A 15,686-nucleotide genomic window follows, 5' to 3' on the forward strand; every position below is an offset into this window, starting at 1 on the left:
TGACGTGGATCCAAGCCGGTGGAGGCGTCCGTTCAGGCTGCAGGTGCCTTGATCAGACCGTCGGCGCGGAACATCGCCTTGATGCCGCGCACCGCCTGACGAATACGGGATTCGTTTTCGATCAGCGCGAAGCGCACGTATTCGTCGCCGTAGTCGCCAAAACCAATACCGGGCGATACCGAAACCTTCGCCTTGGCCAGCAACTGCTTGGCAAACTCCAGCGATCCAAGCGCGCGATACGGCTCGGGAATACGCGCCCAGATATACATCGATGCCTTGGGGATATCGACGGGCCAACCGGACTCGATCAGGCCGCGCGCCAGTACATCGCGGCGCGACTGGTATTGCGCGGCGATTTCCTTCACGCATTGCTGGTCACCTTCCAGCGCGGCAATCGCCGCGACCTGGACAGGCGTGAACGTGCCGTAGTCGTGATAGCTCTTGATGCGTGTCAGCGCGGCCACCAGATCGGGATTGCCGACCATGAAGCCGACGCGCCAGCCGGCCATGTTGTAGCTCTTCGACAGCGTGAAGAATTCCACGGCAATATCCTTGGCGCCGGGCACCTGCATGATCGACGGCGCCTTCCATCCGTCGAACACGATATCGGCGTAGGCCAGGTCATGCACGACGAAAATTTCGTGCTTGCGCGCCAGCGCGATCACACGCTCGAAGAAATCGAGTTCCACGCATTGCGCGGTCGGGTTCGACGGAAATCCCAGCACGATCATCTTCGGCTTCGGATAGCTGCCGCGAATCGCGCGTTCGAGTTCGGCGAAGAAGTCGACGCCCGGCGTCAGCGGCACCGAGCGGATATCGGCGCCGGCGATCACCGCGCCGTAGATATGGATGGGATAGCTCGGATCCGGCACCAGCACCGTGTCGCCGCGATCGAGCGTTGCCAGCATCAGATGCGCCAGGCCTTCCTTGGAGCCGATCGTGACAATGGCTTCCTTGTCCGGATCGATCTCGACGTCGTAGCGCTCGCGATACCAGTGCGATATGGCGCGGCGCAGTCGCGGAATGCCTTTGGACGCCGAATATCCGTGTGTATCGGGCCGCTGCGCCGCATCGACGAGCTTGGCGACGATATGCGGCGGCGTGGCGCCATCGGGATTGCCCATGCTCATGTCGATGATGTCCTCGCCACGTCGGCGGGCGGCCATCTTGAGCTCGGCAGTGATATTGAAAACGTAGGGGGGAAGACGATCGATGCGCGCAAAGCGGCGCTTGCCGGATTCGGCAGTCATGGGGAAGTCCTTTACGTAAGCGCCCGGAACCGTCCGAGCGACGTCGCGACCGCTGTGTCGGTCACTGGGCATCGATCATAGCCAGCCATACCCGTTTGCACAACTGGAGAATGTGCGATCCCGCAACGCGATGCGGGCGTGGCAGCGGTCGCAGGATTCGCGGCATGGCGAGCCATGCCGCGTCACGGACCGTCGTCGGCGCGATGGCAGTCGAATGATGGCAGTCGAATGATGGCGGCCGGATGAGCGGGGATGGCCGCTGGCCCCCACCCGCTAGAGGATCGACCCCGGCACCTTGGTTGGCCGGTCGGGCGGGAGATTTTTCACGATGCAATCGAGCGCCTCGGCATTGGGCTTGGCGCCGCCGAGCGCGCCAGCGATCGAATCGCGATACTCGGGCACGCTGACGCGGTTGTAGTAGAGGCGCGATGTCTGGTCGAGCCAGTAGACGTAGTCGCTGTCGCTATCGTTGGTACCGCTGCGCAGCCACTCGCCCAATTCATGATCGCCCAGCCGCGTGCCGGCGCACACGCTCTGGATCTTGTCGAGATATTTGTTCAGGCCATGCGCCTCGTAGTTGCGCACGGAATCCGGCGCGCAGGCGGCAAGGCCGAAGGCGACAAGGCACGGCAGCAGGCGAAGGTGCGACATGGCAAATCCCGTGGCAATGGAGGTGCTTTCCAGTGTAGTGGCACGGCCCTGTCATGGGGTGGCGGGATGCAAGATTTCCGCGCGGTCTTACCACCAATTTTTCGCGCCAGTTCTTTCCGCCAGTTCTTTCCGCTCAGTCGTCGATGGTCTCGTGGACTGCGGCATTGCCGCGCTTCCAGTACGCCGACGCGCGGATGCGCGCCTTGTCGATGCCGCGCTCGGCCACCAGGTACTGGCGCACCGCGCGCATGGCGACGGCCTCGCCTGCGGCCCACACATAGCCTTCGCCCTCGGGCAGCGCCAGCCGGCGCAGCGCGGGCGCCAACTGGCTGCCTTCCGGCGTGCCGGGGCCATGCTCGTCGCGATGGATCCAGTGCACCTCGGCACGCGGGCCGGTGGCGAGCGGAATCCGCGCGGATGCATCGGCCACTTCAGCCACCACGATCACGCGCGCGTCGGGCCCGAGTTCCTCGATACGGCGGCCGATGGCCGGCAATGCCGTGTCGTCGCCGATCAGCAGATGCCAGTCGAACGCATGCGGGACCACGAACGACCCGCGCGGACCGCCAACGCCCAGGTACTGGCCGGGCCGTGCCTGAGCGGCCCAAGTCGATGCAGGGCCATCGCCATGCAGCACGAACTCGATGTCCAACTCGTGCGCCGCGGCATCGAAGCGGCGCGGCGTGTAGTCGCGCGCTTCGGGCCGCGGCTGGCCTTCCGGAAACACGATGCCGTCGGCGCCCACCTGTGGCAGCACTGGCTTTTCGGCGCCCGGCGCGGGGAAGAACACCTTGATGTGATCGTCGAACGAAGCCGAGGTGAAATCGGCAAGATCGTCGCCGCCCAGCGTGACGCGCAGCAGTTGGGGCGAGACGTTGCGGGTGCGCAGCACCTTCAGCAGGCGCATCTTCAGCGGATGGCGAACGCGCTGTACGGTCAGGTCGCGATTTGCGGTCATGGAATTCCTTGAGGTAACGCTGCCGCCGGCCGGCGCTGGCGGCGAGGACATTCGGGAAAACAAGAGCGAAACGGCCGGCATCATCGCTGTCCTTTTGTGGGGCTTTGGAATGCGTGGTCGCGCCTGGATCGTGCGCGACGAAAAGTCAGGTCAGCGCGCGGCGATCATCGGCGACAGTCGGCCGCATGGGGCGCGGTGCGTCCGGGCGCGGCGTCGCCCGCGCGCTGGCGCAGCCGGCAACCGCCGCCGGACATGGCATGACATCTGGATGATCATGCGTCGGGGTTTCCGGGGTGCGCACCGCGCTCGATCTCGTCCACGGCACGCATCAGGATTGCGGCGATGCGGCGCTGCTCGTCGACCGCGTCGCCGCTGCGCTCGGTCAGTACCTGCTTCAGGCGCGTGCGGGCCTGCACGTATTCCGGCACCCAGCCGCCCTCATCGGGCGCGCGCTGAGGCTGTCCGCTCATGGCACGCCGCATCCAGTCCATCTTGCGCGCCACATGCTGCAGGCGGGCCACCATTTGCTCCAGCCGTTCGCGATTGGCATTCAGGTAGTCGCGCCCGGCATCGGACAACTGATAGCGCTTCTTGTTGCCTTCGGTGTCTACCGTCGCGTAGCCCAAGTCTTCCAGGAACGTGAGGGCCGGATACACGACGCCCGGGCTGGGCTTGTAGAAGCCGCCCGTGCGCGTTTCCAGCGCCTTGATCAGTTCATAGCCGTGCGAGGGCTTTTCGTCGAGCAGCGACAGGATCAGCAGTTGCAGGTCTTCCGCGCTGAACTTGCGCCCACGGCGCAGGCTCTCGCCGTCAAACCCGTCGCCGCCGTCCCAGTCTCCGCCGCCACCGTGGGACCAGAAACCGCCACCCCCGCGCCGGCCGACCGCGCGATACCAGTAGGCCGCCGCCATGCGCGAGAACGCCGCGAACGGATCGCGCGGGCCACGTCCTTCCGCATGCCATCCGGCGTCGCGATCAGAGCGGGGGCCGTGCGCGTGGCGCCGGCTGTGGGCGTGACAGCCGTGCTCGCCCGAAAAACCGTGACCGCCGGGATGATCGTCATGACGACCGTCGTAGTGGCCGTGGCGATGGTCGAAATGATGATGATGGGGGTGATCCATGTGCCCGAAGGGATGTCGCATCGCGCTCTCCGATATATCGTAAGACTTATCGTAAGATATATATCGTACGATATAAAGTCAAGGTCGGATGTGCGATGCGTGCAACCGCCTAGTTCCTGTCACAATGCAAGTCACTCGCACCTATCCGCTTTTTCCCAACCTGGCAGGAGGAGACACCCATGCCTGAAAAGAAAGCCGTACTGGTCGTAGGCGCCGGCGACGCCACTGGCGGCGCGATTGCGCGGCGGTTTGCCCGCGAAGGCTATGCGGCCTGCGTCACCCGGCGCAACGCCGACAAGCTGGCGCCACTGGTCGAGCAAATCCGCGCCGACGGCGGCGAAGCGCATGCCTTTGCCTGCGACGCCCGCAAGGAAGAAGAAACCACCGCGATGATCGAGCGCATCGAGCGCGACATCGGTCCGCTGGAAGTGGCCGTGTTCAATATCGGCGCCAACGTGAACTTTCCGATTCTGGACACCACCTCGCGGGTGTACTTCAAGGTCTGGGAGATGGCTTGCTTCGCGGGCTTCCTGATGGGCCGCGAAGCCGCGCGCGTGATGGTGCCGCGGCAGCGCGGGTCGATCTTCTTCACCGGCGCCACCGCCAGCACGCGCGGACGCGAAGGCCTGTCGGCCTTTTCCGGCGCCAAGCATGGGCTGCGCGCGCTGGCGCAAAGCATGGCGCGCGAACTCGGGCCCAAGAATATCCACGTGGCGCACCTGATCATCGACGCCGCGATCGATACGGCCTTTATCCGCGACAATTTTCCCGAGCGCTACGCCACCAAGGCGCAGGACGGCATCGTCAACCCGGACCACATCGCGGACACCTACTGGATGCTGCATCAGCAGCCGCGCGATGCGTGGACGCACGAACTCGATATCCGTCCCTGGATCGAACGCTGGTAAGCCACGCCAACTAACGACTAGCAACGCCAACCACTGAGGAGACAACACGATGAGCAAGCAGGTGGAGTTCTATTTCGATTTCGGCAGCCCCTACTCGTATCTGGCGTACAAGGAACTGCCGCGCGTGGCGGCGCGCACGGGCGCGACCATCGTCTGGCGGCCCATGCTGCTGGGTGGTGTGTTCAAGGCGACGGGCAACCATAGCCCGATGGAAATCCCGGCCAAGAGCGACTGGTCCAACGGCGATGTCCGGCGCTGGGCCCAGCGCTACGACGCGCCGTTCCTGCACAACCCGTTCTTCCCGATCAACACCCTGGCGCTGATGCGCGGCGCCATCGGCTATCGCCGCAAGGGCGAAGCCGAATTTCACCGCTATGTGGCGGCGATTTTCAGCGCGATGTGGGAAACGGGCAAAAACCTCAACGATCCGAACGAGATCGGCAAGGTTCTGGTTGCAGCCGGATTCGATCCGCGCGAAGCGCTGGCAATGCTCGACGACCCCGAGGTCAAAGCCGAGCTGAAGCAGGTCACCGAGGACGCCGTGGCGCGCGGCATTTTTGGCGCGCCCAGCTTTATCGTCGATGGCGAGCTGTTCTGGGGCAACGACCGGCTGTTGTTCGTCGAAGAACAGCTCGCCGGTCCGCGCAAGGCTTAAGCGAGCCGGAACACCGTCACCGCCGCGGCCAGCTGGTTGGCCTGCGATTCCAGCGCATCGGCTGCGGCGGCCGCCTGCTCCACCAGCGCGGCATTCTGCTGGTTCACCTGCTCCATTTGCGACACCGCCTCGCTGACCTGCGTGATGCCGCTCGATTGTTCGATCGATGCGGCGGAAATCTCGCTCACCGTATCGGCAAGACGCTTCACGGCCGCCACGATATCCTCGATGGTGCTGCCAGCCTGTTCCACTTGCGCGCTGCCGGCGCCCACCTTGTCCACCGATGAATCGATCAGCGCCTTGATTTCCTTGGCGGCATTGGCGCTGCGCTGCGCGAGGCTGCGCACTTCGCCAGCCACCACGGCAAATCCCCGGCCCTGCTCGCCGGCGCGCGCCGCTTCCACGGCGGCGTTCAGCGCCAGGATATTGGTCTGGAACGCAATGCCGTCGATCACGCCAATGATGTCGACGATCTTCTGCGAACTCGCATTGATCTCGTTCATCGTCTTCACCACGCCGCGCACCACCTCGCCGCCCCGCGTGGCCAGATCGGCCGCATCACGCGCAAGGCCACTGGCGCGCGTGGCGCTTTCCGCGTTGTTGCCTACCGTAGACGTCAGTTGCTCCATGCTGGCCGCGGTTTCTTCCAGCGCCGACGATTGCTGCTCGGTACGCGACGACAAATCGGTATTGCCGGCAGCGATTTCGCGCGCGCCGATCGTCACGGCGTCGGACCCCGCGCGGACCTTGGCCACAGTCTGCGTCAGGCCGTGCTGCATGCGCGCCAGCGCATCGAGCAACTGGCCGATCTCGTTGCGCCCCGCCTTGGGCACCGCGATGCTCAAATCGCCGTCGGCCACGCGCATGATCAGCTCGCAGGCCCGGTTCAGCGGCGTCACCACCAGCTTGCGCAGCGCCAGATGCACGGCGACGATCAGCAGCGCCGACAGCGTCAGCCCCACGCACACCAGCACGATCACACGGCTCAGGCGCGCACGCTCGTCGGCCAGCGCATCGTCGTTCAGCTTGATCGCGAATTGCTGGAAGCGCTCGACACCCGCGGAATATTTGGCGCCGGACGCGGTGATGTCCCGGTCGTTGATGGCGGCGTAGGCATCGGCATCGCCCTTGCGCAGCGCTTCCAAGCCCTGCTTCACCACGTCCATATGCGCCACGCCAGCCGCGACGATGTCGTCGCGCGTCGATGCGTCCTGTCCGACCAGCGCGGGCGCCCTCTCGAAGGCCTGGAGTTCGTCGCGCGACTTGCCGATCGACTTTTCCGCGCTGGCGATTGCGTCGGCATTCACTTGACCGCCCGCCTTGGCCGAACTGTAAGCCCGCGTCAGTGCGGATCGCGCCCGCGTCATGTCCTTGTAGGCATCGTTGAGCAGCAACGCCCGAGACGACACCAGATGAATGCGTTCGGCCGAATCGCTGGCCGCACTCAGTTGGCTGACGCCGAGCGCGGCGCCAAAAACGATCATCAGTCCAAATATCACCAGCGTCGCCAGCAGGCCATGGCGAATACTCACGTTGTTCATCGGGGGCTCGACTCGTAGGGATCCAGCCCAGCCTTAACGACCCTTGCCCTTTAAGCTTGAGGTCGGTGATGCGGGCCATTTGCTCCAGATCAAATTCGTGTCAACATAAGTGGATCCACATCCACTTGCCGAGGCCCATCGCGGCGCATCCGGTGCCCCGATAGCGCGTCGCGCGCGTCGTGCTACGCTGCGCCTCGATTTGCCCTCGATTTGCCCTCCTTCGCCGTTATCCGGTTTTATTTGCCGCCAAGCCATGTCCATTTCCTTCGCCCTGCCACCTGCCGCGCAACCTGGCCAAGCTGCCGACACCATCGACACACCTTCCCTGGTGCTCGACCTGGACACGTTCTCGCGCAATGTGGACCGCATGCAGGCCGCCGCCGATCACGCCGGCGTGAAGCTGCGCCCGCACGCCAAGGCGCATAAATGCCCCGACATCTCGCTGGTGCAGATCGCACGCGGCGCCGTGGGGATCTGCTGCCAGAAGGTCAGCGAAGCGGTGCCATTCGTGCGCGCGGGCGTGCGTGACATCCATATCAGCAACGAGGTGGCGGGCCCGGCGAAGGCCGCGCTGGCGGCCGAACTGGCCAGGCACGCGCGCATCAGCGTATGTGTCGACGATGTGGCGCAGGTGGACGCCCTCGCCGTCGCCACGCAGACGGCCGGCACGCAACTGGACGTTTTCGTCGAAATCAACGTGGGACAAGGCCGCTGCGGCGTAGCCGACGGCGCGGCGGTGCTGGCACTGGTGGAGCGCATCAACGCCCATCCCCAACTGACGATGCGTGGCCTGCAGGCGTATCACGGCGGCATCCAGCATCTGCGCGGCTGGCATGAGCGTCGCGATGGCGCGGCACGTGCGGCGGACCGTACCGGCGCGGTGATCGCACAACTGGAAGCGGCCGGCGTGGCGTGCGAGGTGGTCACGGGCGGCGGCAGCGGCAGCGTCGAGTTCGATCTGGCAAGCGGCGTCTACACCGAGATCCAGCCGGGCTCCTATGTGTTCATGGATGCCGACTACGGCGCCAATACTTACGCGGGGGCGCTGCGCTTCGAGCACAGCCTGTTTATCGCCACGGCCGTCATGAGTGTGGCCGCGCGCGATCGCGTTGTGGTCGATGCGGGCCTCAAGTCGATGGCGGTCGATTCCGGTCTGCCTTGGATCTGGGACGATGGCGCCGCGTCGGCAACGCTCGACTACGTGGCCGCCAACGACGAGCACGGCATCGTCATGCCGAAATCCGGAACCTCAACTGGGGGGCTGCCGCCGCTGGGCAGCCGCATGATGCTGGTGCCCGGTCACTGCGATCCCACGCTCAATCTGTACGACGAGTTGGTGGGCGTGCGGGGCGGCGTGGTGGAATGCGTGTGGCCGGTGGCGGCGCGTGGATTGAGCCGCTGACGCGCCGTACCCGGCACGCAGCATCCGCATCGATGGCACAACGGATGCGAGCAGGATGGTGCGGGATGTGATCAGGTCGCGACCGGGGCCGCAATGTCGACGCGATTCATGCGCAATCGCTAAGCGGGACTAAGGGGTGCTTGAGGCTCAACTCAGGCGCATCGCGGCGCATCTGAGTACATCCCAGCGCATCTCAGGCGGACTGGGCAACCAGTTCGTTCAGGTCGGCCGGCACCCAGGATGTGCCGGTCCAACGCTCGAAGCGCAAATCGTCGAGCGGTATCGCCGACAGCGTGCCGATCCAGTCGGTCGGGGCGGCGCCGCAGCGCAGCCCGGTGGCAACCATGTTCATGGCCTCGGGCACGTCGATGTCGGCCACGCGCGTCACGGTCGGCCACGGTAAGAGGCGAATATCGGCCTCCGGCAGGCCAAACCGATACAGGCCAAAACGCATGTGCAGCGCGGCACGCGTGAGGGCGTGGCGCGCCTGGCTCAGCCCATCGTCCTTCATGGCGGACGGGTCCCATTGCTGATTGCGCGAGAACCAGAGGATTTCCTCGCAAGAGCGGGGATCGGGTGTACGGGCGGCAGCCGGCAAGAGACTGCCGGACCGCGCAATCTCGGCCAACGGCGTACCCACTGTGTAATGCCAGACGTAACCGGTTTCTTTTTCCATATACAGCTCCTGCAAGCGCCCTTCCGCCTACCAGATTGGTGGCAGCATGCCCCGTTTACAAGCAAGGTCACGGCGCGTTGCGGCCGCAACAAGAATGGTGCTTTGAGGTCAATGCCCGCGCCATCGCCCTGCAACGCAGGACTGGCGCGGTTTCCCGGAAACTGGCGCAGATCGGACGGCGAGCCGTGTGCGCACTTTCTTGAGGGAAACGCCTAAAACCTTAGCACAGCGCTTGGTGCATTGCAGCATCCAATTTGCATTTCGAGGGATTGAAACGCGGGTGCGCGACGGGGATCCCCTCCCCTGGCAGGCAATTCCAATGTCTGCACATTACGCACCAAAAAGTGCGAATACCGGGATCGGAAACTTTCGGTTGGATGTCACCGGGGTGCCGTTGCCGTTGCTTACGCTGCACAGCGCATATGCCACCACGCATTTGCCCGGGCGGCGCAGGCTGCCGGGCCCTCCCCCGCAAGAGACACGACCATGACCGAAGCCATCCGACACATTGCCCGGGTTCGCCCGCTGGGCATGCTGGCCGCCCTGCTACTCTGCACGGCGCTGACCGCCTGCGGCGGCGGCGACGACAACAACAACGGCAACCCGTCGCCCAACAAGCCCGACGCTGGCACGCCCGAAGTCAAACCGCAAATGAAGTGCGCGCCCTGAGGCCTGCGCAACGTCCGACCCGACCTACGCACCTTTTCGCGCAAACCGAACTTCCCAAACAACGACATGACTTCCAGCCGACGCAACTTTCTGAAGATGGCCGGCGGCAGCGCCGCCGCCACCGCCGCGCTTGCCGCCTTCCCGCCCGCCATCCGGCGCGCCCTGGCAATTCCCGCCAATAACGCCACCAAATCGATTCGCGATGTCGAATACGTGGTCATCCTGATGCAGGAGAACCGCTCGTTCGACAACTACTTCGGCACGATGAAAGGGGTGCGCGGCTTTGGCGACCGCTTCCCGATTCCGCTGCCCGGCGGACGCAATGTGTTCCAGCAGACCTACGCCAGCGGCAACACCAACCGTATCGTGCTGCCGTATCACCTCGACCAGTCGGTCGGCAACGCGCAGCGCGTGAGCGGCACGCCGCACAGCCAGCCCGATGGGCAGGCCGCGTGGGACCTGGGTCGCATGAGCGCGTGGCCGACATCGAAGAAGACGCAATCGATGGGTTACTACACGCAGCAGGAGCTTGGCTTCCAGTTCGCGCTGGCCGATGCGTTCACGCTCTGCGACGCCTATCACTGCAGCTTCCACGGCGGCACCAACACCAACCGCCTGTTCCACTGGACCGGCACCAACGATCCGTTCGGCAAGAACGGCGGCCCGGTCATCGACAACAGCGGCGATTCGCTCGACGCCACCGGCATCAACTACACGTGGACCACCTACCCCGAGCGCCTGCAGGCCGCCGGCGTGACATGGAAGGTCTACCAGAACATGCCGGACAACTTCACCGACAATCCGCTGGCCGGCTTCCAGCAATATCGCGCCGCCAACGCTGCGCGCGGCAACGCGGCCAACGGGTCGCCGTATCCCGCCTACACTGCGGCGGACGACGCCGGCAACCCGCTGTACAAGGGCATTGCCAACACCATGCCGGACAACGGCTTCCTGCAGGCACTGCGCGACGACGTGGCGGCCGGCACGCTGCCGCAGGTTTCGTGGATCGTCGCGCCCGCCACCTATTCGGAGCATCCGGGGCCGTCCAGCCCGGTGCAGGGCGCGTGGTACACGCAGCAGGTGCTGGACGCGCTGACCGCCAATCCCGACGTCTGGAGCCGCACGGTCCTGCTGATCAATTTCGACGAGAACGACGGCTTCTTCGACCATCTGCCGCCGCCGTGCGCCCCCGCGCTCGACAGCACCGGCAAGCCAATCGGCTACACGTCGATGGATGCATCGCCGGAGTACTACAGCCTCGACAAGACGCCATTCGGCCCCGGCCCGCGCGTGCCGATGTACGTGGTGTCGCCGTGGAGCCGCGGCGGCTGGGTCAACTCGCAGGTGTTCGACCACACCTCGGTGCTGCGCTTCCTGGAGCAGCGCTTTGGCGTGGCCGAGACCAACATCAGCGCGTACCGCCGCGCGATCATGGGCGACCTGACTTCGGCCTTCGACTTCGTCAATCCGAATGGCAACGCCGCGCTGGCCTTCACGCCGCTGATCAAGACCGATGCCGACGCACTGCGCGCGGCGCAGGATGCCAAGGCGCAGATCCCCGCGCCAAGCGTCGCCACGCAGACCATGCCCAAACAGCAGTCAGGCACGCGGCCGTCACGCGCGCTGCCGTATTCACTGCACGTCAGCGGCCTGGAAGATCCGAACACCAACACGTTCTGGCTGCGCTTCAAGAACGACGGCAAGCAGGCCGCGGTGTTCCATGTCTATGACAAGCTCAACCTCGGCAACGTACCGCGCCGCTACGCGATCGATGCGGGCCAGTCGTTCGACGCCAAGCTCGATGTACTGGCCGACAACGGCCGCTATGACCTCTGGGTGCTGGGCCCGAACGGTTTCCACCGCGCGTTCGCCGGCGACGTCAGCGCGCAGAAGACGGCCGGCGGTGGCGCCGCGCCCGAGATCCGCGTCTGCTACGACGAAGCCAATGCGCACGTCTGGCTCACGCTGATCAATCGCGGCAGCACGGCATGCACGTTCACCGTGAAGCCCAACGCCTATCGCAACGACGGCCCCTGGGCGTTCGAACTGCCGCCCGGCAAGGAACTGGACCAACACTGGCCGGTGGGCTCCCAGGCAAACTGGTATGACTTCACGGTGACCACGCAGCAAGGCGGATTCAGCCGCCGCTTTGCCGGCCGGCTGGAAAACGGCACGCACACCACGTCGGACCCGGCGATGGGCGGCTGACACGCCGACGCACTTGGCCCGGCGCGCGGGCAGCGATTTCCGTCGCGCTCCCGCGCGCCTGCACGCACGCCGACGGACGCAGGCGCGGCGTGGTGGGTCGCGCCGAACGTGTGGGTCGGTCGTCACGCTGTCATATTTCCGACTTAAAGTCCCGGGCTGATCTGGCTCTCCCGGGACTTGCATGCTTGGCGACCTGTTGATGACGTTTTACGAGGTGGCTCGACAAGGCAGCATCACGACCGCCGCGCGCCAGTTGCGCGTGAGTCAGCCCACCGTCACCGGGCGGATCCGGCAACTCGAAGACCTTTACGGCGTGGAACTGTTCCACCGCCGCGCCGGCCGCGTGGACCTGAGCGACGTGGGCGTAGCGCTGATGCCGCTGGCCGAGCAAATCACCCAGCAGGAAAGCAACGCCGATTTCCTGCTGCGCAATGCCGGCAACCTGAGCTTTGGCAACCTGCGCATCGGCGCCACCGGCCCCTACTACATCCTGCGCAGCGTGGCCGCGTTTCGCCAGCGCTATCCGGCCATCGAGATCAGCATCCAGATCGGCAACTCCAAGCAGATGATCGATGCGCTCTACGAATATCGCATCGATGCCGCCGTGTCGTCGCACGCGCTCGGCGACGCCCGGCTGCATCGCGTGATGCTGGCAGCGGATCCGATGGTGCTGGTGGTGCATCCCGCGCATCCGCTCGCGCGTCGCGTGCATGTCGACGTAGCCGAATTGTCGGGCTGCCATCTGCTGGTGCGCGAGCAAGGATCGATGACGCGCGAAGCCACCGAATCCGCGCTGCATGCGGTGGGCGCGGAGCTGCCCGCGCACACCGTCATCGGCAGCCGCGAGGCGATCTGCGAGGCGATTCGGCACAACCTCGGCGCGAGCGTAATGCCCGCCGGTGAAGTGCCGCACGATCCCGCGCTGGCCGTGGTGCGCTTCGCCAACGATGCGCCCGTGATCCACGAATACCTGTACTGCCTGAAGACCCGCTGCAACACGCGGCTGGTGGGCGCGCTGCTGGACTGCCTGGTGACGCCGGGCCACGCGGCCAGCCGCCGCTGTGAAGCGCCGCCGCCAGCGCCTATATTGAACTGACCGTCGCCACGCCCCCTACGATGACCGATCCGGGCCGCCCCAGTTTCCCCGAGTACGACCAGTTGCTGGCGTTGCTGGAGCTTGGGGCGCCATGGTTCCAGACCGAAGTGGTCTGCAACGTGGCCGCGCGCGATCACACGTTTGCCGTGCATGTGGCGAGCCTCGGCACGCGCGCACCCGATGCGCCCGCGATCGGCATCTTCGGCGGCATTCACGGGCTGGAACGGATCGGCACGCAACTGGTGCTCGACTACATGCGATCGGTGTTGTGCAGGCTGGCCTGGGACGAACTGCTGCATCGCCAGCTGGAAACGGTGCGGCTGGTGTTCATGCCGATCGTCAATCCGGGTGGCATGTACGTGGCCACGCGCGCCAATCCGAACGGCGTCGACCTGATGCGCAACGCGCCGCAGAACGCCGACGCATCGGTGCCCTTCCTGGCGGGCGGCCAGCGCATCGGCGCGTGGCTGCCGTGGTATCGCGGCCGCGCCGGGGCGCCGATGGAACCCGAAAGCCTGGCGCTGCTGCGCGTGGTGGAAACGGAACTGCTGACGCGGCCGCTCAGCTTTGCCGTCGATTGCCATTCGGGCTACGGTTGGCGCGACAGCATCTGGTTTCCCTATGCGCGCACGCACGCGCCGATGCCGCATTTTCCGGAGATGTACCTGCTCAAGACCATGTTCGAACAGGCCCATCCGCACCACGGCTACGCATTCGAGCCGCAAAGCCACCAGTACCTGTTGCACGGCGACCTGTGGGACTACGCCTACGACCGCACGCCCGCGCACAACCTGTTTCTGCCGATGACGCTAGAGCTGGGGTCGTGGCTGTGGATCAAGAAAAACCCGCGCCAGCTGTTCTCGCGCGCTGGCATCTTCAACCCGATCAAGGCGCACCGCACCGCGCGGGTGCTACGCCGCCATGTGAGCCTGTTCGATTTTCTGGGCCGCGTGGCGGTGGCGCCCGAACGCTGGCTGCCGCACGGTCCGCATCGCCTGCATTTGCTGGAACAGGCGCGCGCCCACTGGCAGAACCGCAACGGCGCGCCATGAGTCAGTGGATCTTCCTGCGCGGGCTGACGCGTGAATCGCGCCACTGGGACGACCTGCCGGCCCGCTGGGCGGCGTGTGGACTCGGGCAGCCGCTGCTGATCGATCTGCCGGGCAATGGCCATGCACGCGAGCAACCGGTGCCCGGCGATGTCGCAGGCATGGCGCAGGCCGTGCGCGACGCGGCGCGAGCATCGGGCACAGACGGTCCGTGGCGCATCCTTGCGATGTCACTCGGCGCGATGGTAGCCACCAGTTGGGCACAGGCATGGCCCGCCGACGTTGCGCAACTGGTGCTGATCAACACGAGCATGCGCCCCTTCAGCACCGCAACCGAACGCTTGCGGCCGCAAAACTGGGCCGCCCTGATCGGCATGGCCAGCCATTGGCATGACCGCGCGCGCTGCGAGCGCACCGTGCATCGACTGACGTGCGAACGGCTCGATACGCGCGATGCGGATCTGTCGCGCTGGGTGGAGATCGGCCTGAGCGCGCCCGTGTCGCGCCGCTCGGCGATGCGCCAGTTGATCGCCGCCGCGCGCTTCCGCGCGCAGCCGACGGCGCCGGCTTGCCCGACCCTGATCGTGTCGTCCGACGCGGACCGGCTTGTCGATCCGGTCTGTTCGACGCGCCTGGCTGGGGCGTGGCGGGCGCCGCATGTCGATACGGCGCGGCATCCGTGGGCTGGCCACGACCTGCCGCACGATGACGCCCAATGGCTGTGCGACACGGTATCCCGCTTCGACGCCCAAACGAAAAACGCCGGATGACGTGAGCCATCCGGCGTTTGCGACGTTTTGTTGTGCTTGTCGGTGCGGGGCGACGCCGCGCTCAGGCGGCGCAGGCGGCCTGGGATTCCAGCAACGCTTTCGCGCGCTTGTTGCACAGCGCGCCGAGCAGCGTTTCAGCCGCCGCTTCCAGGCGTTCCTGCGTGCCGAAAAGCCGCGCCGCGATCAGCCCGCTTTGCAGCGATCCATAAATCACCTGCGCCAGCATGGCCGGGGGCACCGGATACGGCGTATCGCGCTCCTTCTGGCCGCGTTCGAGCAGCTTGGTCAGCCACGCCTCGTTGATGTGATAGAACTCCTTGAGCACATGGTGGACCGATTCGGGCAGGCTCAGGATTTCCGTCGACAACATGCCGGCCAGGCAGATCTGCCCCGAACCGCACGTCTGGCGCAGCGGGTCGAGGTAAAGCCGGGCCTGCTCCAGCACCGGCAGGCTCGAATCGATGCCCGCCAGCCGCTCGGAGATGCGTCGGCTGTATTCCCGCACGGCTTCCAGGACCAGATCGTCCTTGGAAGGAAAGTAATAGTGGATGCTGGAGGTCTTGACCCCCACCAGCTCGGCCAGGTCGCGGTAGCTGAAGCCGTTGAAGCCGCGGCTGCGGATCAGCACCAGCGTGTGTTCGAGCAGTTGCTCGCGAACAGGTTGCGTTTTCATGGTGGGAACTTTATCTACACGAAGATAGATACTCAACCGGGATTTTCCCGGAGTCAATC

The 15,686-nt window shown here is 65.5% G+C and carries 15 protein-coding genes; 8 read left to right on the plus strand and 7 right to left on the minus strand.

Annotated elements, in window-relative coordinates:
* Nucleotides 1-32: 32 nt before the first annotated feature.
* The 4 genes from alaC to AC1RKI_RS20110 all read right to left on the minus strand — a co-directional run bounded on the left by alaC (nucleotide 33) and on the right by AC1RKI_RS20110 (nucleotide 4,001).
* Nucleotides 33-1,250 (minus strand): alanine transaminase, encoded by a 1,218-nt coding sequence (gene alaC, locus AC1RKI_RS20095; RefSeq protein WP_061958018.1) that lies wholly within the window; start codon nucleotides 1,248-1,250, stop codon nucleotides 33-35.
* Nucleotides 1,251-1,523: 273 nt separating this feature from the next.
* Nucleotides 1,524-1,901: a hypothetical protein gene (locus AC1RKI_RS20100; RefSeq protein ID WP_492796952.1), complete on the minus strand. Its 378-nt coding sequence runs from the start codon at nucleotides 1,899-1,901 to the stop codon at nucleotides 1,524-1,526.
* 133 nt (nucleotides 1,902-2,034) lie between these two features.
* On the minus strand, nucleotides 2,035-2,859 hold the full coding sequence (locus AC1RKI_RS20105) for a siderophore-interacting protein (protein WP_227461288.1): 825 nt from the start codon (nucleotides 2,857-2,859) through the stop codon (nucleotides 2,035-2,037).
* Between the two features lie 272 nt (nucleotides 2,860-3,131).
* Nucleotides 3,132-4,001, minus strand: a complete 870-nt coding sequence (locus AC1RKI_RS20110) for a PadR family transcriptional regulator (protein WP_492796950.1) — start codon at nucleotides 3,999-4,001, stop codon at nucleotides 3,132-3,134.
* Between the two features lie 158 nt (nucleotides 4,002-4,159).
* Between AC1RKI_RS20110 and AC1RKI_RS20115 the strand changes: the two genes are divergently transcribed.
* Entirely contained in the window at nucleotides 4,160-4,888 is a 729-nt protein-coding gene (locus AC1RKI_RS20115; protein ID WP_150979994.1) for an SDR family oxidoreductase, read from the plus strand.
* Nucleotides 4,889-4,937: 49 nt separating this feature from the next.
* Nucleotides 4,938-5,543 (plus strand): 2-hydroxychromene-2-carboxylate isomerase, encoded by a 606-nt coding sequence (locus tag AC1RKI_RS20120; RefSeq protein WP_061958023.1) that lies wholly within the window; start codon nucleotides 4,938-4,940, stop codon nucleotides 5,541-5,543.
* On the opposite strand, the gene AC1RKI_RS20125 is transcribed toward AC1RKI_RS20120, so the two are convergent.
* On the minus strand, nucleotides 5,540-7,084 hold the full coding sequence (locus AC1RKI_RS20125) for a methyl-accepting chemotaxis protein (protein WP_492796947.1): 1,545 nt from the start codon (nucleotides 7,082-7,084) through the stop codon (nucleotides 5,540-5,542). The two genes, AC1RKI_RS20120 and AC1RKI_RS20125, sit on opposite strands and share 4 nt — an antisense overlap.
* Nucleotides 7,085-7,337: 253 nt before the next feature.
* Here AC1RKI_RS20125 and AC1RKI_RS20130 point away from each other — a divergent pair, with 253 nt between their 5' ends.
* Nucleotides 7,338-8,486: a DSD1 family PLP-dependent enzyme gene (locus AC1RKI_RS20130; RefSeq protein WP_490713798.1), complete on the plus strand. Its 1,149-nt coding sequence runs from the start codon at nucleotides 7,338-7,340 to the stop codon at nucleotides 8,484-8,486.
* A gap of 193 nt (nucleotides 8,487-8,679) precedes the next feature.
* Here the strand turns inward: AC1RKI_RS20130 and AC1RKI_RS20135 are convergent, their stop codons facing one another.
* Complete coding sequence (locus tag AC1RKI_RS20135; protein WP_061958026.1) at nucleotides 8,680-9,162, minus strand: hypothetical protein; 483 nt, start codon at nucleotides 9,160-9,162, stop codon at nucleotides 8,680-8,682.
* A gap of 486 nt (nucleotides 9,163-9,648) precedes the next feature.
* On the opposite strand from AC1RKI_RS20135, the gene AC1RKI_RS20140 reads away from it, so the two are divergent.
* From AC1RKI_RS20140 to AC1RKI_RS20160, 5 genes are all read left to right on the plus strand, one after another.
* Nucleotides 9,649-9,831, plus strand: a complete 183-nt coding sequence (locus AC1RKI_RS20140) for a hypothetical protein (RefSeq protein WP_061958027.1) — start codon at nucleotides 9,649-9,651, stop codon at nucleotides 9,829-9,831.
* 66 nt (nucleotides 9,832-9,897) lie between these two features.
* Nucleotides 9,898-12,039 (plus strand): phosphocholine-specific phospholipase C, encoded by a 2,142-nt coding sequence (locus tag AC1RKI_RS20145; protein ID WP_492796945.1) that lies wholly within the window; start codon nucleotides 9,898-9,900, stop codon nucleotides 12,037-12,039.
* Between the two features lie 181 nt (nucleotides 12,040-12,220).
* A complete protein-coding gene (locus AC1RKI_RS20150) occupies nucleotides 12,221-13,135 on the plus strand; it encodes a LysR substrate-binding domain-containing protein (RefSeq protein ID WP_061958029.1) in 915 nt (304 codons plus the stop codon).
* Nucleotides 13,136-13,155: 20 nt separating this feature from the next.
* Nucleotides 13,156-14,187 (plus strand): M14 family zinc carboxypeptidase, encoded by a 1,032-nt coding sequence (locus AC1RKI_RS20155; RefSeq protein WP_150979988.1) that lies wholly within the window; start codon nucleotides 13,156-13,158, stop codon nucleotides 14,185-14,187.
* Entirely contained in the window at nucleotides 14,184-14,954 is a 771-nt protein-coding gene (locus tag AC1RKI_RS20160; protein WP_061958031.1) for an alpha/beta fold hydrolase, read from the plus strand. Before AC1RKI_RS20155 ends, AC1RKI_RS20160 begins: the two co-directional genes overlap by 4 nt.
* A 61-nt stretch (nucleotides 14,955-15,015) precedes the next feature.
* Here AC1RKI_RS20160 and AC1RKI_RS20165 read toward each other — a convergent pair whose 3' ends face one another.
* Nucleotides 15,016-15,627: a TetR/AcrR family transcriptional regulator gene (locus AC1RKI_RS20165; RefSeq protein WP_061958032.1), complete on the minus strand. Its 612-nt coding sequence runs from the start codon at nucleotides 15,625-15,627 to the stop codon at nucleotides 15,016-15,018.
* Nucleotides 15,628-15,686 lie beyond the last annotated feature (59 nt).

Source organism: Cupriavidus sp. GW822-FHT06G04, assembly GCF_058799075.1.

What these genes read in the sequence shown, in the direction of transcription:
- AC1RKI_RS20155 (WP_150979988.1), top strand. Translation starts at nt 13,156, where the DNA reads ATGACCGATCCGGGCCGCCCCAGTTTCCCCGAGTACGACCAGTTGCTG.
- AC1RKI_RS20125 (WP_492796947.1), bottom strand. Translation starts at nt 7,084, where the DNA reads ATGAACAACGTGAGTATTCGCCATGGCCTGCTGGCGACGCTGGTGATA.
- AC1RKI_RS20100 (WP_492796952.1), bottom strand. Translation starts at nt 1,901, where the DNA reads ATGTCGCACCTTCGCCTGCTGCCGTGCCTTGTCGCCTTCGGCCTTGCC.
- alaC (WP_061958018.1), bottom strand. Translation starts at nt 1,250, where the DNA reads ATGACTGCCGAATCCGGCAAGCGCCGCTTTGCGCGCATCGATCGTCTT.
- AC1RKI_RS20135 (WP_061958026.1), bottom strand. Translation starts at nt 9,162, where the DNA reads ATGGAAAAAGAAACCGGTTACGTCTGGCATTACACAGTGGGTACGCCG.
- AC1RKI_RS20165 (WP_061958032.1), bottom strand. Translation starts at nt 15,627, where the DNA reads ATGAAAACGCAACCTGTTCGCGAGCAACTGCTCGAACACACGCTGGTG.
- AC1RKI_RS20110 (WP_492796950.1), bottom strand. Translation starts at nt 4,001, where the DNA reads ATGCGACATCCCTTCGGGCACATGGATCACCCCCATCATCATCATTTC.
- AC1RKI_RS20120 (WP_061958023.1), top strand. Translation starts at nt 4,938, where the DNA reads ATGAGCAAGCAGGTGGAGTTCTATTTCGATTTCGGCAGCCCCTACTCG.
- AC1RKI_RS20130 (WP_490713798.1), top strand. Translation starts at nt 7,338, where the DNA reads ATGTCCATTTCCTTCGCCCTGCCACCTGCCGCGCAACCTGGCCAAGCT.
- AC1RKI_RS20105 (WP_227461288.1), bottom strand. Translation starts at nt 2,859, where the DNA reads ATGACCGCAAATCGCGACCTGACCGTACAGCGCGTTCGCCATCCGCTG.
- AC1RKI_RS20140 (WP_061958027.1), top strand. Translation starts at nt 9,649, where the DNA reads ATGACCGAAGCCATCCGACACATTGCCCGGGTTCGCCCGCTGGGCATG.
- AC1RKI_RS20150 (WP_061958029.1), top strand. Translation starts at nt 12,221, where the DNA reads ATGCTTGGCGACCTGTTGATGACGTTTTACGAGGTGGCTCGACAAGGC.
- AC1RKI_RS20160 (WP_061958031.1), top strand. Translation starts at nt 14,184, where the DNA reads ATGAGTCAGTGGATCTTCCTGCGCGGGCTGACGCGTGAATCGCGCCAC.
- AC1RKI_RS20115 (WP_150979994.1), top strand. Translation starts at nt 4,160, where the DNA reads ATGCCTGAAAAGAAAGCCGTACTGGTCGTAGGCGCCGGCGACGCCACT.
- AC1RKI_RS20145 (WP_492796945.1), top strand. Translation starts at nt 9,898, where the DNA reads ATGACTTCCAGCCGACGCAACTTTCTGAAGATGGCCGGCGGCAGCGCC.